The sequence below is a fragment of the Methylocapsa acidiphila B2 genome (assembly GCF_000427445.1).
GTDB classification, from domain to species: Bacteria; Pseudomonadota; Alphaproteobacteria; order Rhizobiales; family Beijerinckiaceae; genus Methylocapsa; species Methylocapsa acidiphila.
In genome coordinates this window covers 3,003,323-3,021,195 of sequence record NZ_KE386496.1, presented here as the reverse complement: position 1 = coordinate 3,021,195, position 17,873 = coordinate 3,003,323, and the positions used below count along the sequence as shown (strand labels likewise).

General features: G+C 62.2%; 17 protein-coding genes and 1 pseudogene. 8 read left to right on the top strand and 10 right to left on the bottom strand.

Annotated elements, in window-relative coordinates; all coding sequences use genetic code 11:
• Positions 1–88: 88 nt before the first annotated feature.
• Together METAC_RS26540 and METAC_RS0116835 are read left to right on the top strand one after the other, a co-directional pair.
• Positions 89–253, top strand: coding sequence for a hypothetical protein (locus tag METAC_RS26540; protein WP_156898256.1), 165 nt, complete (start codon positions 89–91; stop codon positions 251–253).
• Positions 254–289: 36 nt separating this feature from the next.
• Positions 290–799, top strand: a complete 510-nt coding sequence (locus METAC_RS0116835) for a hypothetical protein (protein WP_026607935.1) — start codon at positions 290–292, stop codon at positions 797–799.
• 167 nt (positions 800–966) lie between these two features.
• Here METAC_RS0116835 and irrA read toward each other — a convergent pair whose 3' ends face one another.
• Positions 967–1,425 carry an iron response transcriptional regulator IrrA gene (gene irrA / locus METAC_RS0116830; RefSeq protein ID WP_051335643.1) on the bottom strand — a complete coding sequence of 153 codons (459 nt, stop codon included), beginning with the start codon at positions 1,423–1,425 and terminating at the stop codon, positions 967–969.
• A gap of 225 nt (positions 1,426–1,650) precedes the next feature.
• Here irrA and METAC_RS0116825 point away from each other — a divergent pair, with 225 nt between their 5' ends.
• Positions 1,651–1,947 (top strand): hypothetical protein, encoded by a 297-nt coding sequence (locus METAC_RS0116825; RefSeq protein WP_026607933.1) that lies wholly within the window; start codon positions 1,651–1,653, stop codon positions 1,945–1,947.
• Between the two features lie 12 nt (positions 1,948–1,959).
• On the opposite strand, the gene METAC_RS0116820 is transcribed toward METAC_RS0116825, so the two are convergent.
• Both METAC_RS0116820 and METAC_RS0116815 read right to left on the bottom strand, forming a co-directional pair.
• A complete protein-coding gene (locus METAC_RS0116820) occupies positions 1,960–2,649 on the bottom strand; it encodes a Crp/Fnr family transcriptional regulator (protein ID WP_026607932.1) in 690 nt (229 codons plus the stop codon).
• Positions 2,650–2,793: 144 nt separating this feature from the next.
• Positions 2,794–3,066, bottom strand: a complete 273-nt coding sequence (locus tag METAC_RS0116815) for a septal ring lytic transglycosylase RlpA family protein (protein WP_245257508.1) — start codon at positions 3,064–3,066, stop codon at positions 2,794–2,796.
• A gap of 547 nt (positions 3,067–3,613) precedes the next feature.
• Here METAC_RS0116815 and epsC point away from each other — a divergent pair.
• Positions 3,614–4,570, top strand: coding sequence for a serine O-acetyltransferase EpsC (epsC, locus tag METAC_RS0116805; protein ID WP_026607929.1), 957 nt, complete (start codon positions 3,614–3,616; stop codon positions 4,568–4,570).
• 13 nt (positions 4,571–4,583) lie between these two features.
• Here the strand turns inward: epsC and mutS are convergent, their stop codons facing one another.
• Entirely contained in the window at positions 4,584–7,352 is a 2,769-nt protein-coding gene (gene mutS / locus METAC_RS0116800; RefSeq protein WP_425338918.1) for a DNA mismatch repair protein MutS, read from the bottom strand.
• Between the two features lie 230 nt (positions 7,353–7,582).
• On the opposite strand from mutS, the gene METAC_RS0116790 reads away from it, so the two are divergent.
• Positions 7,583–8,338 (top strand): cytochrome b/b6 domain-containing protein, encoded by a 756-nt coding sequence (locus METAC_RS0116790; protein WP_026607927.1) that lies wholly within the window; start codon positions 7,583–7,585, stop codon positions 8,336–8,338.
• A gap of 34 nt (positions 8,339–8,372) precedes the next feature.
• Here METAC_RS0116790 and METAC_RS0116785 read toward each other — a convergent pair whose 3' ends face one another.
• From METAC_RS0116785 to METAC_RS24150, 5 genes are all read right to left on the bottom strand, one after another.
• Positions 8,373–10,292 (bottom strand): potassium transporter Kup, encoded by a 1,920-nt coding sequence (locus METAC_RS0116785; RefSeq protein ID WP_425338935.1) that lies wholly within the window; start codon positions 10,290–10,292, stop codon positions 8,373–8,375.
• A 240-nt stretch (positions 10,293–10,532) separates the two neighbouring features.
• Positions 10,533–10,844, bottom strand: coding sequence for a hypothetical protein (locus tag METAC_RS0116780; protein ID WP_156898255.1), 312 nt, complete (start codon positions 10,842–10,844; stop codon positions 10,533–10,535).
• Positions 10,845–10,953: 109 nt separating this feature from the next.
• Positions 10,954–11,673, bottom strand: a complete 720-nt coding sequence (locus METAC_RS0116775) for a DUF1013 domain-containing protein (RefSeq protein ID WP_026607924.1) — start codon at positions 11,671–11,673, stop codon at positions 10,954–10,956.
• A gap of 251 nt (positions 11,674–11,924) precedes the next feature.
• Complete coding sequence (locus tag METAC_RS0116765; protein ID WP_026607923.1) at positions 11,925–12,575, bottom strand: DsbA family oxidoreductase; 651 nt, start codon at positions 12,573–12,575, stop codon at positions 11,925–11,927.
• A 33-nt stretch (positions 12,576–12,608) separates the two neighbouring features.
• The gene (locus METAC_RS24150) at positions 12,609–13,271 is read right to left on the bottom strand and encodes a DsbA family oxidoreductase (RefSeq protein ID WP_036255685.1); all 663 of its coding nucleotides are present in this window, start codon (positions 13,269–13,271) and stop codon (positions 12,609–12,611) included.
• A 20-nt stretch (positions 13,272–13,291) separates the two neighbouring features.
• Here METAC_RS24150 and METAC_RS0116755 point away from each other — a divergent pair, with 20 nt between their 5' ends.
• The 3 genes from METAC_RS0116755 (at position 13,292) to METAC_RS24145 (ending at position 17,123) form a co-directional block, all read left to right on the top strand.
• Entirely contained in the window at positions 13,292–14,218 is a 927-nt protein-coding gene (locus METAC_RS0116755; protein ID WP_342446952.1) for an SHOCT domain-containing protein, read from the top strand.
• Between the two features lie 655 nt (positions 14,219–14,873).
• Positions 14,874–16,091 (top strand): serine hydrolase domain-containing protein, encoded by a 1,218-nt coding sequence (locus tag METAC_RS0116750; RefSeq protein WP_026607921.1) that lies wholly within the window; start codon positions 14,874–14,876, stop codon positions 16,089–16,091.
• Between the two features lie 570 nt (positions 16,092–16,661).
• Positions 16,662–17,123: a YybH family protein gene (locus tag METAC_RS24145; RefSeq protein ID WP_051335642.1), complete on the top strand. Its 462-nt coding sequence runs from the start codon at positions 16,662–16,664 to the stop codon at positions 17,121–17,123.
• A gap of 208 nt (positions 17,124–17,331) precedes the next feature.
• Here METAC_RS24145 and METAC_RS26835 read toward each other — a convergent pair.
• Positions 17,332–17,756: pseudogene (locus tag METAC_RS26835) on the bottom strand (IS6 family transposase).
• Positions 17,757–17,873: the final 117 nt, after the last annotated feature.

The window sequence follows — 17,873 nt, the reverse complement described above, 5'->3', positions numbered from 1 at the left end:
AATGTGCGACATTCTCAATGAAAGAATTAGAATAGATAAAATATTGAGCGAGACGATAAGCCAGAATGCAGGTTCAAATCGAGCGACGATGGAAGAGCTGACCCAGCTTTGCTCGCTCGCGCTTCAAGCGGAATATCATGGGGCCTGCGTCGAGGAATGTGTGGAGACCGCCGCGCGCGATTTCGCCGCCCGGTTCATCGCCCGGCGCGACAGCGGCCGGCTCTCGCCGCAGGGCGCTCCCATCGCCGCATGAGCGGCGCCGCCCGTCCTCGAAACTCCGGAAATCAACATGACCTTCGACGCCAGACCCCGTGCGCAGATCGCCGCCGTTCACGCGGACACGCCAGCAGAACATCTCTTTTTCGCGCAATTTCGTTATTGGATGGCGGGCTATAGCCTGCGGGACATTTCTTGTTGGGACTCGGCCTGGGATTCGCTCTTGCGTTTCGTCGCAGAGGACGCCGCCAAGACGCTTTACAGCGAGTTCCATCTCTTCACGCGCGCCCTGAAGAGCCAATCTGAAAGACCAATCAGGTGGCGGCCGGACGTTTGCCGTTGTCTTCTTCGTGACGAATATCTTGCGCTTTGTCTCGTATCGGCCTCCCAGCGCAATGAACGCGCGAGAGAATTTTCCGCCGCCGCCGAGCTCCTCGCGACCGATCAGGTCCATGTCCTATTGATGGCCAGCCGCTCGCTCGCCCAAGCGCTCTTGGTCAGACGGTTTCTACTGGCGCCAGGCAACCACGCATCGGAGTGGGGAACCGAGCCGCGCGCGAGCCATACGCGGCAGTTGCATTAGTTTTTGCGGCTGTCGAATTTTGCCAGGGCACGACGTTGCGAGCGAGCGATCACGGGCCGGAATAAGCGGTGCGTCAGGGGGAAACGCAACGACCAGAGATCGCGGGCCGAACGTCGGCCATTGCCCGCGCAGCCTTAGTCGCAGGCGGCAATCAGGAGATCTCGGGCCTACCGCGAACCCGCCTTCGGACGCAGTCGGACCACGACGTCGATCCGGACGATCTCATAGCCCTCGGGCGGCTCGATGTCGCCGGCGAGCTTGATCTCGTGGGTCGGGATATCGCTGACGTCTCCCGTATCCTCGAAGAAAAAATGGCTGTGGTCGCTCGTATTGGTGTCGAAGACCGTCTTCGCCCCCTCGATTGGAAGACTGCGAACCAAGCCGACCTCTGCAAAAAGATTAAGCACATTATAGACCGTCGCCAAGGAGGCGGGGATGCGCGCCGCATGGGCCTCGACGGCCAGCGCGTCGGCGGTCAAATGCCGATCGCCCTTGCTGAACAGAAGCTTGGCGAGGCCGAGACGCTGCCGCGTGGCGCGAAGGCCATATTTTTCCAGAAGCGAACGGCCGGGCAAGCCCGCCGGCTTCGCTTCCCCGATTCGGAAATCTTCGGTAAACTTGAACATAACGTCCCCCAAGCGAACTCTGGAGAAACTAAAACAATTTTTGTGCCGTCCGCAATAAAGAAAGCAACTTTAGAATTAGTCTAGAATAAATCGGCCGCGGCCGCACGAAAAAGCTACGGTCGCCAAGCAGAGCTTGGCCGATCGACGCCATGATCACGCCCGAGTGATCAACTGCTCGAAAATCCATCTGTCTCGCCGGAAATCGCCATGCGAAAACTCTGCATAATGTCTATCGCGCTCTTAGTCTTGGCCGTTCCCTCGGCGCAAGCGCGCACTTATTTGTTTCGGGTCTCTTGTTGGGACGACGAGACCTATGTCGCCTTATGGGACGGCGGGGCGGCCGATCTCGGAAAAACCCATTTTCGCGTTGCGACGGGAGACGCGAACCAGAATTGCTCGATTTTCGACTATGACCCGAAAGCCGACGCGAGCCTGCCGCGCCGGTGGTGCAGCGACCCCGGCGCAGCGATCGAGTTCTTTCCGCCGATCCTCCTCATGGCCGGCGCGACGCATTGCCGGTAGGGACCGCGATGCTCAGCCGCCCTCGCGCATCGCCTCGTCGAGCCGCGATTGCAGCACCTGCGGCTTGAGGAGAACCAGTGCGCCTCTGGTCTTTTCGATCAGGCCCTCCTGGGCCATGGTCGAAAGCTCGCGCGTCACCTGCTCGCGCCGGCAGCCGATCCGCGCCGCAAGGACATGATGGAAGGGCGGCGGGGTTACCGCCTTCTCGCCAGGCTTGCCGGCGCGCGGCTGCGCCAGACGCAACAGCTCCGAATAAAGCCTATGCTTGAGATCGAAAATCGAGTGTTCGGTGAGCCGCGCGTTCAGCTCGCGCACCCGCCCGGTCAGCAGCCGCAAAATACGCTCGCAGGTCGAGCTTGATGTGAAGATCATCTCGCGAAAGACATGCGCCGGCATGATGCAGAGCTCGGATTTGGTCAGGGCGGTCACATTGGCCGAGCGCTTGGCTCCGTCGATCGCCGTCATCTCGCCAAAAAATTGTCCGGCTTTGCTCTCGCCGAGGATGATTTCCTTGCCTGAGGCAGTCCTAATCAGGATGCGCACTTCGCCCGAGACGATGAAATAGACGTCGGAGGATTCGTCCTCGTAATCGACGACGAGTTCGCCCTCGTCGAAACGCCGCCAAAGGCAAAGCCGGTCGAAGCGATCGAAGTCGAGATCGACGACGTCCTTGAAAAAGGGAAGGCGCGCGAGGGTCTGCATGGCTGCCGGCTAAGCTGACGTGAATAACCGTCGCGGCGTCGGCGACGATTCGATCATGTCACTTTAGCACAAGCTGACGCAATTTGGGGCGCCCTCGCCGGACGAGCCCGGCGAGGGCGAAATCAAAGCGAAACGCGAGCAGCCTCAGTCGAGCCGCGCGACCTCGAGCGTGGCGACGCCTCGCCCGATCATGCCGAGCGCGGCCGCCGCGCCCCGGGCTAGATCCAAGCTGCGGCCGCGAACAAACGGGCCGCGATCATTGACGCGAACGGTCACGGACTGCCCCGTCTTCGGGTTCTTGAGATGAAGCCGGGCGCCGAAAGGCAAGGTACGGCTCGCGGCAGTAAATCCGTTTGGATCAAAGGCCTCCCCCGACGCCGTCCGATGTCCGGATTCGTAGAACGAAGCTTTAATCAAAGGGCCGCGGGAAGAGCCAGCGTGAGAAGAAATTGGAAATAAGATCATAAACACGAATGCTACGATATATACGCTGATAAACTTCAACATTTCACCTATTCAGTCGTTTCGGATCGGCTCGAATAGGAATCAATTGTGTTCATAAAAAGATTTATTGTCGCATCTGTATCTATATACTCGTATCAATCGGTCATCTCGCCGAGAGAGATTAGGACGATTCCCTTATTTAAGCTTTGCTGTATTTATCCGCTCGCATGGTGATCTCGACGTCACTTCCTATATTCGCATCAATCGATTGGCCATTGGCTGCGGAAGCGATCCGACTCGATTTCAGAGCTTTGCCGGCGCGCGGCCAGAGGCTTGGGATTGACGCCGTTTCGCCGACCCGAAACCCTGATGGCGGAAGGCGATGCGGAATGTCTTGCAGGGCGTTGGCCATTCCGTTGTAAACTCGGCCAGGCTCCGCGGGGCGGCGCGCCCAGAGTAGATCTGGAGGCGGCGGCGGCCTAGTCCTTGCTTGAATTTTTGATGCGGAGTGGAGCGCGATATGGAAATTCAACTCGTTGAAAGCGACGGCCCCACGCAGACGGCGTCGAACTGGAACATTGTTGGAGTCGTCGCTGAGCTGCGCGCCTTGCGCGCCGAGTGGCGGGGAGCGACCAAGCCCGATGGCGTCCTCTATGAACTGCCGTCGCAAAAGACCCTGTCCGATATTGTCGTCGACCTATCGGTCGCACTCTTTCCGCGGCATTTCGGCCGACCTGGCCTCACCGAGGAAGGCGTCGATTACGCCGTCGGGAACGCGCTCGGCCGCGCGCTTCAACTGCTTCTTGAGCAGGTCCGCCGCGAGTTGCGTCTGACCGCCAAGGCGCGGGACGAAACCGACGAAGAACGCGAAACCCGCGCCCAGCGGATCGTGCGCGAATTCGCCGCCCGCCTGCCGAAGGTCCGCGCGCTTCTCGAAAGCGACATTCAAGCCGCCTATCGCGGCGATCCGGCCGCCCATTCGGTCGATGAGGTGCTATTTTGCTATCCGGGCGTCGTCGCCGTCATCCGACATAGGCTCGCACATGAGCTTTATCGCCTGGAGGCGCCGCTGCTCGCCCGCATCATCGCCGAGATCGCCCATTCCACGACCGGCATCGACATCCATCCCGGAGCGCAGATCGACGAGAGCTTCTTCATCGATCACGGGACAGGCGTCGTCATCGGCGAAACCGCCGTCATCGGCAAGCGCGTCCGGCTCTACCAAGCCGTCACCCTCGGAGCCAAGCGCTTCGCGGTCGACGAAAGCGGAGCCTTGCTGAAGGGCGGCGCGCGCCATCCGATCATCGAGGATGATGTCGTGATCTATGCAGGCGCGACGATCCTCGGCCGCGTCACGATCGGGCATGGATCGACGATCGGCGGCAATGTATGGCTGACGCGCGGCGTGCCGCCGGGCAGCAACATCACCCAGGCGCAAACCCGCAACGACGTCTTCGTCGACGGCGGCGGAATCTGAACATCGGCGCTGATCAAGGCCGCTTCGCGCGTAATTGCTTCAGGCGATAAAGCGCCTCAATGGCCGCGCGGGGAGAAAGATCGTCAGGATCGATGGCGTCGATCGCGTCGGCGAGAACCTGATCTTGCATTCGGGTCGGGCGCGGCGCGGCGGGGACCGACGCGTTGAACAAAGGCAAATCAGCGACGAGACGGTCGGCGTGGGTTCGCCTGTCCGCGGCCTCGAATTCAGCCAGAAGAATTCGCGCCCGTTCGACCACGGGACCTGGAAGGCCAGCCAGCTTCGCGACCTGGATGCCATAGGAGCGATCGGCGGCGCCCGGCGCGATTTCATGCAGGAACACGACGTCGCCGTTCCAATCGGTGACGCGGACGGTGAGATTGTCGAGCCGGTCAAGGCGCTTGGCGAGCTGAGTCAGCTCGTGGAAATGCGTGGCGAAAAGCGCCCGCCCGCGATTTTTGTCGTGCAAATGCTCCATGACGGCCCAAGCGATGGAGAGCCCGTCGAATGTCGCCGTGCCGCGCCCGATTTCGTCGAGAATGACGAGCGAGCGCTCCGTGGCCTGATTGAGGATGGCGGCGGTCTCGACCATCTCAACCATGAAAGTCGAGCGGCCGCGCGCCAGATCGTCGGAGGCGCCGACGCGCGAGAATAGCCTGTCGACAACGCCGATATGGGCCTTCGCGGCCGGAACGAACGAGCCCATCTGCGCGAGAACGGCGATGAGCGCGTTCTGACGCAAATAAGTCGATTTCCCGGCCATGTTCGGCCCGGTCAGGACCGCGATCCGGCCGCCCTCGCCGACGACGCCCGACAGGCGACAATCATTGCCGACGAAAGCCTGGCCGTCCTTGCGCAAAGCGGCCTCGACGACCGGATGGCGCCCAGACTCGATCTCGAAAGCGAGGGAGGACTCGACCAAGGGCCGCGTCCAATCGCTGGCCGCCGCCAATTCGGCGAGCGCGGCGGCGACGTCGACGACGGCGAGCGCCCCAGCGGCCCGCTTGATCTCGGCCTCGCTCGCGATGGCCTGGGCGGCGAGCTCCTCGAAGATCGCTTGCTCCCGCGCCAGCGCCTCCTCGGCCGCGGAAGACATTTTCGCCTCGAGCTCGGCGAGTTCCCGGGTCGAGAAGCGCATCGCCCCAGCCATCGTCTGGCGATGCACGAAAACTGCGTCATGAGGCGGCTTGAGCAGCCTTTCGCCTTGCGCCTGCGGGACCTCGATAAAATAGCCGAGAAAATTATTGTGCTTGAGCTTGAGCTGCTTCGTCTCGGCGATCTCGCAATAGTGCGCCTGAAGGGCCGCGATCACTTGCCGGCTTTCGTCGCGCAAGGCGCGAAGCTCGTCGAGGCCCAAGTCATAGCCTGCGCGAACAAAATCCCCGTCCCGGCAGTGAAGCGGCAGGGGCGAGGCGAGCGCCTCCCCGAGCCCGGCGGCGAGCCTAGGATCACAAGCACGCGCGGCCTCGGCGGCCTCGGCCAGCTCTTCCGACGGCGCATTGGAGCGGAGAAGCGTCTCCGCGACGGCGCGAGCGGCCGCGAGACCATCGCGCAGCGCCGCGAGATCGCGCGGGCCGCCCCGCCCGAGCGCGAGACGCGACAGGGCGCGGACGAGATCCGGCGCCGCCGCGAGCTGGCGTCGAATGTTCTTGCGAAGATCTGGATCGTCGAGAAGGCGCGCCACGGCGTCGAGGCGACGCATGATCGCCGCCGGATCGCTTAAAGGCGCGGCGATGCGCTCGGCGAGCAGGCGCCCGCCCGCCGGCGTGACCGTCTTGTCAATTGTCGCAAGCAAGGACCCTTCGCGCCCGCCCGATGCGCTCCGCGTCAGCTCGAGATTTGCGCGGGTCGCTGCGTCAATGGACATATGCGCCTCGCGCGCGAGGCGCGACGGCGGGCTGAGCGCGGGGCGCGCGCCGAATTGCGTGCGCTCGATGTAGAAGAGCGCGACGGCGGCGGCGGCGATCTCCGCGCGGGACAATGCCCCGAGGCCGTCAAGCGTGGCGAGGCCGAAATAATCCTTGATCCGTAATTCCGCGCTCGCGCCCTCGCCGGCGTCGCGGCCGAGCGGCGTGAGCGGCCGCTTAGCCTCGGCCGATATGCGGGCGAGGAGCGGAGACGCCGCAAGCGCCTCCGGCGCGACGATCTCGGCCGGATCTATGCGCGCGATCTCGGCCTCGAGCGCCATCTCGGCGGCCTCGCAGACGGCGAAGGCGCCGGTCGAAATATCCACGGCGGCGAGGCCATAGCTGAACTCTCCGTCGGAGCGGGGCGCCCGCGCGATGGCGAGTAGGCAATTGGCGCGGGCCGGATCGAGCAGCAGATCCTCGGTGATCGTGCCCGGCGTCACCAGCCGCTTGACCTCGCGGCGCACGACCGATTTGCCGCCGCGCTTGCGCGCCTCGGCCGGGTCCTCGGTCTGCTCGCAGACGGCGACCCGATGGCCCTGTCCGATCAGACGGTTGAGATAATCCTCGGCGCGCTCGACCGGGACGCCGCACATCGGAATATCCCTGCCCGCGTGCTTGCCGCGCCGCGTCAGAACAATGCCCAGCGCCTTCGCCGCGATCTCGGCGTCCCCGAAGAAAAGCTCGTAGAAATCGCCCATCCGGTAAAACAACAGCGATCCCGGATTGGCGGCTTTGATCGCCAGATATTGCGCCATCATCGGCGAGATATTGGCGCCGCCTTCCTGAGCGGAGGACATGTCGCTTCCGCTCTCGTCCGGGGAGGGATTCGCGGAATTGGGGAATGGCGTCTGGCCAGTTGCGCGTTTTGGCATGGCCGCAGCCTAAAGCATTTTTGACCGCGCCGGTCACCCGCCAAGCCGCAATGACTTTTAAGATGCGGCTCAAGCAAACGAGTCGACGCTGCTATGTTTGCCGGCGCCGGACCAATTATTGACGCCCCTCAAAGCGCGCCGGCTCAACACTGATAAAAAGTGTCAGGCTCCGGAAAGCGCGGCGCGATGCACCAGCATTCTGGCTTCGGCGGCTCCGGGAGGTTTGACCCATGGCGCGACAAACTCAAGGTAACGACGATTTCGAGTACAGGAGCTATCGCGTATGGGATACGCCGACCCGCCTGTTTCATTGGATCAATGCGATCTGCGTCCTGGCGCTTATCGCGACCGGACTCGCGCTCCTCTATGACGACGCGCTGGGACTCTCCGCCGCGGGCAAGATATTGCTGAAAAGCATCCATGCGGCGATCGGCTATGTCATGGGGCTCAATCTCGTCTGGCGATTCATGTGGGCGTTCTACGGCAACCGTTACGCCCGCTGGGCGGCGATCCTGCCCGGCGGACGCGGCTATCTCGCCGCTTTGCGCGCCTATGCGACATCCTTCCTTTCCGGGGAGCCGCAGCAATTCGTCGGACATAATCCGGCGGCGCGCATCGGGGTCTCGCTGCTTCTGCTGCTGCTATTCGTTCAGCTGGCGACCGGCCTCGTCATTGCCGGAACCGATTTGTACTGGCCGCCGTTCGGACGCTGGTTCGCGCAATGGGTTGCAGCGACGGGAGTCGATCCGACGATGGTTTTACCTGGCGCGTCGGACCTGATCGACAAGGCCTCTTTTCAAGCAATGCGCGCTCTTCGCAAGCCCTTCGTCGCCGTCCATGAATTTACCTTCTATGCCTTGGCGGTCACCGTCCTGTTTCACTTGGCGGCGGTTGTCGTGACCGAGCTGCATGAGGGCGGCGACATTACTTCGGCCATGTTCACCGGCCGCAAGATACTTTCGCGCAAGCCGACCGACTCGCCGTGACGAGCTCGCCCGATCGCCGGGGACGAGAACCGGCTCAGACGGTGACCTGCTCGCCGAGTTCGACGACCCGATCGGACGGAATGGAGAAAAAGTCCGTGGCGTTGGCCGCCTGCCTGTACAAGACGATGAAAAGCTTGTCCTGCCAGACCGGCATGCCGGAGCTCTGCGCCGCCTTGACCGTCCGCCGACCGAGAAAGAACGAGGTCGTCATGATGTCAAATTTCAAGCCGGCCTTGCGCAAGGTCGCAAGCGCGGTGGGAATGCGCGGGCTCTCCATATAGCCGTAATGCAAGATGACGCTGGTGAAATCGTCGGACAGCTTGCGGATCTCGAAGCGTCGGTTGAGCGGCACGCGCGGCGTGTCCTCGGTCACGACGGACATAATCCAGACCCGCTCGTGCATGACCTTATTGTGCTTCAGATTATGCATGAAGGCGGAGGGCGCGACTTCCGGGGCGTTGGTCAGGAAGACAGCCGTGCCGGCGACGCGGATCGGCTTGGAGCGCTCGAGCATGCGGATGAGATCCTGCATCGAGATCGAGTCGCGGCGCGTTTTCTGCGCGAGCAAGGCCGCGCCGCGGACCCAGGTCCACATCACGACCATTGCGCAGCCGCCGAGCAGCAAGGGGACCCAGCCGCCGTCGACGATCTTCATGAGATTGGCGGCGAGAAAGGCGAGATCGATCGCGAGAAAGCCGGAGACGAACAGCGCCGCGAGCCAGACCGGCCAGCGCCATAGCTTCCAGACGACGACGAAGGCGAGCGAGGTGGTGACGACCATCGTGCCGGTGACGGCTATGCCATAGGCGGAGGCCAAGGCGCTCGACGACTTGAACAAGAGAACGAGCAGTAAAACGCCGAGCAGGAGCAGCCTATTGACCTTGGGTATGAAGATCTGGCCTTCCTGCGTCTCCGACGTGTGCAAGACCATCATGCGCGGCAAGAGTCCGAGCTGAATGGCTTGGCGCGCGAGCGAGAAGGCGCCGGTGATGACCGCCTGGCTCGCGATGACGGTTGCGACCGTCGCGAGAAGAACAAGCGGCAGCAAGGCCCATTTCGGCGCGAGCAGGAAGAATGGATTTTCCACCGCCCCTGGGTTCGACAGGACCAGCGCGCCCTGGCCGAGATAGTTCAGGGTAAGGGCCGGAAGCACGAAAATCATCCAGGCGGTCTGGATCGGCGCGCGGCCGAAATGACCCATGTCGGCATAAAGCGCTTCCGCGCCGGTGACGGCGAGAAAGACCGAGCCCAGCACGACGAAGCCGAGAAGGCCATGGCCGAAAAGAAAGCTCAAGCCATAGATCGGATCGAAGGCGAGGAGGATTCGCGGAGCCGCGCCAATTCCTGTCGCGCCGAGAACCCCTATGATCAGGAAGAAGACCGCCATGATCGGGCCGAAAAAGGCCGCCACCCGCGCGGTTCCATGGCTTTGCACCCAGAAGATCGAGATCAGGATCACAATGGAGAAGGGGAGGATATAGGGGGTGAAAACAGGCGTGACGAGCTCGAGCCCCTCAATGGCCGATAGGACAGAGATCGCCGGCGTGATGATCGCGTCGCCCGAGAATAAAGACGCCCCCGCGACGCCGAGAAAGAAGACCGGAGCGACGCCGTGGCCGACCGCCGATTGGGCAAGCGCCATCAAGGACAATGTGCCGCCCTCGCCCTTGTTGTCGGCGCGCATCAGAAACAAAACATATTTGGCCGTGACGGTGAAGAACAACGCCCAGAGCAAGAGGGAGACGGTCCCGATCACGCCCGCATCGGTCACCCCGCTGGCCTTGACGTGAAGAAACGATTCGCGCAGCGCATAAAGCGGACTCGTGCCAATATCGCCATAGACGACTCCCAGCGACCCGAGCGCGAGGGCGGAAAAGCCGCTGGACTTCTTCGGCGCAATGGGCTGCTCGCAGCCCGGCCCCACATTCGGGGCCGCCGCCGTCTCTTGCGCGATCTGTTGCCCCATGATGGCGTCCTTCCAGCGGCCGGGCCCCGGTCGCGCATCGCGACTGAAAACGCCCACGCGGGCGGCGGTATAGCGGCTTCCCGCGCCAGAGAGAAGGGGCGCGGGCGCTGTGATCAAGAGCCGGGCGAGAATGCGTGGAAAGCCGCATTCCAGCCGAGTCCCATTCTAAACCATCGAAATTGATCAAATTCATGAAATCGGATCGCGCCGATTTGAGACCATTGCGATTCAATAGGGATAGGTCGGATAGAAGACCGGGGCCGCAGGAAATTCGAGCGAATCCGAATACACGCCCCGCGACTGGCAAACCGCCGTCGGACGGAAACGCGCGGTGTCGCCGACGAGATCCAATTGCGGCATGGGAACGATCCGGCATCTGGCGTCGACGCCGACGAGAAATTGCGGCGGCGGCGGAGGCGGCGGGGGAGCGTAGCCGCCATAAGACCCATTGAGATCGGCCGCCTGCGCCGGGTTGAAGCAAAAGCCGGCCAAAATCGCCAGGCTCGGCAAAAAAGCGCGCGCGGCGCGTCCTGTCGTCATCGTCATCTCCAGCGCTCTCGGTCCGCGCGAGCCCATCGCCGCGCGGGAACGACATCTTCAATGCGCTGATTCGGCCTAACAATGCGCCAACGCGGGACGGTCAGGCGATTCAGTCCTCCTTGACCTTGAGATCCTTGAGCTTGGCGAAAACCGAATCGACGTCGAAATCGGCCTCTTCCTCCGGCTTCTTGACGGACGCCGAGCCGAAGACTTCGGCTTCCGTCGAAGGCTCATCATAATGCGGTCGCGTCGTGACCTCGGCCGGAACCAGGGTCTGACCGTGATCCGCCTCAACCAAGGGCCTATCCTTCGCGGCGCGATTGACCTCGAAATCGAGGTCCATTTGCGAGCACAAGCCGAGGGAGACCGGATCCACCGGAGTCAAAGCCGCCGAATTCCAATGCGTCCGGTTGCGGATCGCTTGCAGGGTCGTCTTGGTGGTCCCGGCGAGGCGCATGATCTGCGCGTCCTTCAGCTCGGGATGATTGCGGACAAGCCACAGAATCGCGTTCGGCCGATCCTGGCGACGCGACAAAGGCGTGTAGCGCGCGCCGCGCCGGCGGGGCGGCTCGGGCAGGCGCACCTTGGAGACGGCGAGCTGGAGCTGATGGTTTTCATTCTTCTCCGCCGCGGCGATTTCCTCCCGCGTCAACTGGCCAGAGCTGATCGGGTCATTGCCTTTGATTCCGGCCGCGACCTCCCCGTCGGCGATGCCTTTCACCTCGAGCGGATGAAGCTTGCAGAAATTGGCGATCTGCTCGAAGGTCAGCGACGTGTTCTCGACCAGCCAGACGGCCGTCGCCTTGGGCATCAACGGCGCATTGCTCATTTTTTTCTCCTAGGCGCTCAAATCCAGAAAATCTCGCAGACGCGCAATATCGCGCCCGGCCCCCGCCGCGCCGGGTAAAGCGCGCGAGCCAGGCTCAAATTTTCCGGCCATGACGGGAATATGGCGCACATATAGGCGAGGCCGCGCGCGAAGGCAATGAGCCTCGCGCCAGCGCGCCCTCTCTCCACAGGGGAGAATGCGCCGGGCTCGATGAGCGTTCCGCGTTCGGGCGACGCCTTCGGACCGCGCGCTCAGCCCTCCTCGATCGCGTTGAACAAAGCGTCGGCGAAGACATCGGCGCTTGCGATCCCGACAATGTCCTGCTTGCCGGCGAAGGTGAAGCGCGGAACCTCCGCGACGCCCGAGGCGCGGATCTTGGCGATCTCCTGCGCCAGCGCCGCCTTGTCCTCCTCCCCGGCGAGAAAGCGCTCGACCTCGGCGGGATCGAGCCTGGCCTTCGCCGCGATCGCGCAAAGAACGCCGCGATCGCCAATGTCCTGCCCATGCAGGAAAAACGCCTGGAACAGGCGCTCCACGACTTGCGCCTGCACGCCGAATCCATAGGAAAACCGGATCAGCCGATGCGCGTCGAAAGTATTCGGCTGGCGGGAGATTCTATCGAAGGCGAGCTCGAGCCCGAATTCGCGCGCAAGAGCTGCCGGACGCGCCAACGCCTCCTCAACGCCTTCCGCGCCATATTTCGCCTCAAGATAGGCGCGCCGATCCTGGCCCTGCGGCGGGATATCGGGATCGAGCTGAAACGGATACCAGCGAATGTCGACCGCGAGGCCCGGCACCGAGCCGACGACCGCATGGACGAGGCGGAGGCCAACGAAGCAAAACGGGCAAGCAACGTCGCCGACAATGTCGATGGGGATCGGACCCGGCTCTTCGTCGCTCATCTACAGTTCCCTTCTTATCGGCTGGCGGCAGGCTCACCCCACGCGCGGATGCGCCTCGCGCGCCTTGACGAGCGCGGCGGCGTAGACTTCTTTCGATTGCGCGCCGGGAACGACCACGTCCTCGCCGAAAATCACCATGGGCGCTCCGGCGAGCGCCAGCCGCCGCGTCGTCGTCATTTCATCCTTGACCGATTGGGCGTCCTGGCCGTCGGCGAAGGATTCCTCGAGAATTTCGCGATCGAGCCCCGTCTCCACGCCCAGTTCGATGAGGAGCCGCCGATCGCCAATGTCGCGGCCCTCGGTGAAAAAGGCCTTGAACAGGCGCTCGACCATGCGGCTTTCGAGCGCCGCGAATTTGGCGAAGCGCACGAGCCGATGGGCGTCGAGCGAATTCGGCATGCGCTCGATCTTGTCGAAGGCGAAGGACAATCCGGCGTCGCGCCCCGCCGCGGCGAGCGCTTCCAGCGCGTCGTCGGCGAGATCGTCGCCATATTTCTTAGCGAGATAGGTCCGCCAGGCTAATCCGCCCTCTGGAATTCCGCGGTCGATCTGGAACGGCCGCCAGCGCAGATGGACCTTCGCCTCTTGCGCCGCGATTGCGGCCTCGAGCCGCCGCTTGGCGATATAGCACCAGGGACAGACGACGTCCGCGATGACGTCGATGGAGAGGATGTTTTCGGCTCTGGAAAGGCTCATGCGCGCGGCGAAGCAAGAACGTGGCCAGAAAGGGCCGGATCACGCGCGCGCGCGGCTTGTCTTTTCGCGCCGCTTGGCTGCCTAGTCCTCACGATGGAGAAGCGCCCATTCACGCCGACGCCCCGGAGATGACCGCCATGCAGGACTTAAGCCCCGAAGGGCGCAAGATCGTCGAGGAGGCCGCGCGGCGCCATGGCGTCAGCGCCGAGGCCGCAGCGACGCTGCTTCGCGCCCTCGCCCACGGCAATGGCCTCCAGGCCCAATTCAATCACCCGGATCTCGGCGGCATGGGCCAATGGTCGCAAGGCGGGATGATCATGATCGGCGACATGTTCAACCAAGGCCTCAAGGCGCGGATCGACCAGCTTTGCCGCGAGCTCGCCGAGCTTTTGCGCGGCCAGCCCTTGTTTGCCGCGCCGGCCAGCAGCCAATCGCAAGCGCAGGGCGGTGTGAGCCTGTTCGTTTCCGGCGCGTCCTCCGGCGCCTGGTGGCCGGCGGAGCTCGGCGTCCCGGCTTCGACCGGCGCCCAGAATGATCTGCGCTACGCCTATTTCCCCGCGCGGCGGCGCCTCGCGATTCAACATGGCGGCGAGCTGCGCGTCTACGACTCGGGCGATCACGACATTGCCGGCTTCTCGCAACAGCAGAGCGGCGACCAATCTTTAACCTTCACGAGCCAACACGGGCGCGTTCGCGTCGCCGACCTGCCTGTGGTTACGCCAGGAGCCCCCTCGAACCAAGCAGAGGCTTTTTACGCGCATCCCGATGCAGGGAAAAGCGAACAGCCAAGCGGCGCAGAAGCTCCAAGGCCGCCGCCCACGCCCCTGCGCGCATCCGGCGAAGATATTTTCACAATGATCGAACGCCTCGCGGATCTACGCCAAAAGAACATTCTGACCGAAGAGGAATTTACGCAGAAGAAAGCCGAGCTGTTGGGAAGGTTGTGAGGCGTCATTTTCAAGCGGCCGCGCGCGGACGGGGTTGAGGACGTTTAAGCCGGATTACACCAAAAGCAGCCCTTCGCAATACTGTTGCAAGGCAGTCATAGACGGAAAATGCCCCGACCTCAGCGAATTGAACCAACATTAATATTGGCTAATACAAAGTCGGGCAAAAAATGAAAGAGACACAGCACACTTTAAAGAGCATCCACCTTGCGAATGAGCGGGCGGTATGGGTGCGTGAGCCGGAGCATAGGGCCACGAACGTGACGGTATTTCTGGATGCGGAGCTTTACCGAGACTGTGTTGGCGCGATATCAATCATCGACGCCCTAGATTCCAACGGTGACATTGACAGTTCACTTTTTGTCTTTGTCTCAATGGAAAGCGCAGCATCCCGGTGGGTAGAGTGCCCATGCTATTCTCCATTCGCACAGTTCATCGAAGAAGAATTATTTCCCTGGCTGGAGGGAGCTCCTGTTGGGCTGAGAGAGAACCGGCGAGGGAAAGGCGCAAGAGGTTGACAGAAAATGGACCGTTACGGAAGCGGTTGAGTTCTGTGACCTAGAGTGGCGGATCGAGCCAAGCCGGACGTGTTGACACTCTGCTTTTCGCCGTCATAGTTTGGACTACGCCATCAGGCGACGTTTGCCGTCAGCGAATGCCCGTCTCCGCATGGGTCAAGGAGCGCATCGTGATCCATCGCCGGTCTTGCCTCGCGTCTTTTCTGCTCGCTTTCACGCCCGCTCCCGCCTTCGCGTTGGAGCCGGCCCCCAGCTTGAACGACCAGCTCGAGCGGACGCGCGCGAAGCACGGTCTCCCGGCCCTGGCCGCCGCCGTGGTGAAGGATGGGAAGATTGTCGACTCTGGAGCCGTGGGCGTGCGCGCGCTTGGAAGCGCCGTGAAGGTGACGATCGGCGACCGCTTTCACCTCGGCTCCGACACCAAGGCGATGACCGCGACGCTCGCCGGAATGATGGTCGACGAAGGCAAGCTGCAGTGGAGCTCGACCATCGGCGATGTGCTTGGCGCCGAGCTTCTCGGCCTCAACCGCCATCTCGCCGTCGTCACACTGGAACAGCTGCTGTCGCATACCAGCGGGATTCCTTCCGATACGAACCCTATCGTCGAGCTCTATTACAGCGCGGACGCGTTCCATTATAATTTGCCCGCGCTCCGCCTGCGCGTGCTATCCGCCTGGAAATCCCATGCGCCGGTGACGCCGCCAGGGTCGGCCTTCCATTACGCCAATCTCGGCTATCTCACCGTCGGCGCGATGCTGGAAAAGGTCGCCGGGATTTCCTGGGAGGAGCTAATCACGAAGCGTATCTACGCGCCCCTGGGACTCGCTTCGGCCGGGCTTGGCCCGCAGGCTAGCACGGGCAAGCTCGACGCGCCCGTGGGTCATGACGTCAGCGACAAAGGCGTGATCACGCCGATGCCCTGGGGCCCCGCCGCCGATTTGCCGCCGGTGATCGGTCCCGCAGGTTCGGCGCATATGTCAGTTCTTGATTTCGCCGCTTGGGCCGGTTGGAACGCGGGAAGCGGCAAACGCGGCCCCGCGCTGGTGAAGCCGGAAACGCTTGCGAATATTTATCGTCCGAAGATCACCGTCCCCAAACTGGCCAGCTCTGGCCCGGGAATGCCGAAAGAGGGCCAATATGCGTTCGGCTGGGGCGTGGTGAAATTCGATTGGATGAGCGGGCCAGTGCTCACCCACAATGGCTCGAACAGCATGAATTTCGCCAAGATCGTCGTCGATCCCGACCACGATCTTGGCGTCGTCGTGATGACGAATTTTCCCGGGCAAGCCGCCGAGGACGCCAGCAATGAGACGTTCGAGGCGCTTTATCGGCGCCATGCGCCGAAAGCGACTTGAAGATCCCCGTCGTTTCGCTTCGGTTAGCGACTAGAGCGCTGACGCATGACTGGTCCCCTCAATCTGCTCACGGTCGTTCGCGTAGCGGTCGGCGATGCAGAGGACGCGTGCCGATCGTTCCGGGGGCGATCCAGTTCGATCTCCTCAATGGCGACAAAAACTGGGGACGCAAGCCGTCCTGGTTGGATCTGGACAATAATCGTAGCGACCGCGCTGCTCCGCGACAGCGCCTTGCAGGTCTCGCGCGATCTTTTCACCGCGAAGAATTAGACGGCTTCCTGCATCGAGGAATACGGCGACTCCGAGTTTACGCTTGGCGCGCGGTGGTTTTGCTTTCACATAAGGCGCAACGTCGACTCGTGCGAAGGCTTTCGGATGCCGGCCTTCATGGATACCTGCTGTAGCGTTGAGACGGAACCGACGTTCGCAAACCCCGGGGAATGAAGCCGCGGGTCGGGAGGGAGCCTATCCGCTGTCGTGAGGCATGGGATTTGCGCGTCGCCGGCTTCTGTGTTGACGAGTGGTCGGGATGATCGTCTGAGGGGGGACCATATGACAAATGGCGGTTTAATGACCTGCCTCTGCCTCCTTGCCATCGTGACGATCGCATCGCCCGCATTCGCCGACGATGCGGCAGACAAGGCTGCGATCACCGGGCGGCTACGCGGCTTTTCGGATGCGTTCAATGCGCGTGACGAAGCCGGACTTTGCGATATCTTCGCGCCAGACCTGATCGCGACAATCCCGCTCGCTTCGGAAGCCGATCGAGAGACTCTCTGCGGCAATCTCAGCCGGCTGCTAGCTAGACGAGATCTACGCCTTCACTACGACTACCCGGATATCCGAGAAATTATAGTCTCCGGAAACATCGCCGTCGTTCGCATCATGTGGGCGCTCACCGTTCAAAAAGGCTTTGAAAAGGATACGACCTCCGAAGGCGGCATAGACATCTTCCGCCGCCAGCCGGACGGTCGTTGGTCGATCGCCCGAATGGCCGCCTTCCCATTTCGGCCGAACAAGCTCCTCGACTAATCGGCGTTTCACGCGGAAGACGATTGCGGTGCAAATTTTCTAGGCCGGAGCAACGAAAGAGCATGACCTGCGCCACAGGTCATGCAGCGAGCAATGCATCCCAGATTTCGGGCGCCCGGTTGTCTTTGACGCCAAGCCTTCCGAGTTCGAACTGACTTTTTCTGATCCGGCGCACGAGTTCGACGCCAGCGATGGTGATCGAGGCGTTTCAGAACCGCTCCAAACCAAGCATTGGGCCCAAGCGAAGTTTGATCAATCTATGATCCTGTTCAATGAGGTTATTCAAATATTTCCACGACCGAATTTTAGTCCGCGAGCCGCCTTGGTGTTGCGCGAGGAATTCACGCGCCGCTCGGTGCGAAGCTTGATCGCCATCGAGCGTGATCTTCTGCGGTAACTGACCTTGGGTCTTGAACGCGCGACAGAAAAACGCTTTGGCGGCGGCGACATCTCGCTTGGCGCGGAGCAGGAAATCGACCTCTTTCCAGCCTTGTCGACGGCGCGGTAGAGATAGGTCCAACGACCCTTGATCTTGACGTAGGTCTCATGGACGCGCCAGGATCCGCCGGCTTCGCGAGCGAAGCGGCTCCACCGCTTTTCGAATTCTGGAACATAGCGTTGGATCCAGCGCATGATCGTCGTATGAGCGACCACAACGCCCCGCTCGGCCATCATCTCGACGAGGTCGCGAAAGCTGAGCTTGAACCGAAGATGTCAGCGGACGCAGAGGATGATGATCTCCCGGTCGAA

Coding starts and splice junctions, on each gene's coding strand:
- METAC_RS0116780 (WP_156898255.1), bottom strand. CDS start 10,844: ATGACGACAGGACGCGCCGCGCGCGCTTTTTTGCCGAGCCTGGCGATT.
- METAC_RS0116750 (WP_026607921.1), top strand. CDS start 14,874: ATGCCCGTCTCCGCATGGGTCAAGGAGCGCATCGTGATCCATCGCCGG.
- METAC_RS0116820 (WP_026607932.1), bottom strand. CDS start 2,649: ATGCAGACCCTCGCGCGCCTTCCCTTTTTCAAGGACGTCGTCGATCTC.
- METAC_RS0116825 (WP_026607933.1), top strand. CDS start 1,651: ATGTCTATCGCGCTCTTAGTCTTGGCCGTTCCCTCGGCGCAAGCGCGC.
- METAC_RS24145 (WP_051335642.1), top strand. CDS start 16,662: ATGACCTGCCTCTGCCTCCTTGCCATCGTGACGATCGCATCGCCCGCA.
- METAC_RS24150 (WP_036255685.1), bottom strand. CDS start 13,271: ATGAGCCTTTCCAGAGCCGAAAACATCCTCTCCATCGACGTCATCGCG.
- METAC_RS0116835 (WP_026607935.1), top strand. CDS start 290: ATGACCTTCGACGCCAGACCCCGTGCGCAGATCGCCGCCGTTCACGCG.
- irrA (WP_051335643.1), bottom strand. CDS start 1,425: ATGTTCAAGTTTACCGAAGATTTCCGAATCGGGGAAGCGAAGCCGGCG.
- METAC_RS26540 (WP_156898256.1), top strand. CDS start 89: ATGGAAGAGCTGACCCAGCTTTGCTCGCTCGCGCTTCAAGCGGAATAT.
- mutS (WP_425338918.1), bottom strand. CDS start 7,352: ATGCCAAAACGCGCAACTGGCCAGACGCCATTCCCCAATTCCGCGAAT.
- METAC_RS0116790 (WP_026607927.1), top strand. CDS start 7,583: ATGGCGCGACAAACTCAAGGTAACGACGATTTCGAGTACAGGAGCTAT.
- METAC_RS0116775 (WP_026607924.1), bottom strand. CDS start 11,673: ATGAGCAATGCGCCGTTGATGCCCAAGGCGACGGCCGTCTGGCTGGTC.
- epsC (WP_026607929.1), top strand. CDS start 3,614: ATGGAAATTCAACTCGTTGAAAGCGACGGCCCCACGCAGACGGCGTCG.
- METAC_RS0116765 (WP_026607923.1), bottom strand. CDS start 12,575: ATGAGCGACGAAGAGCCGGGTCCGATCCCCATCGACATTGTCGGCGAC.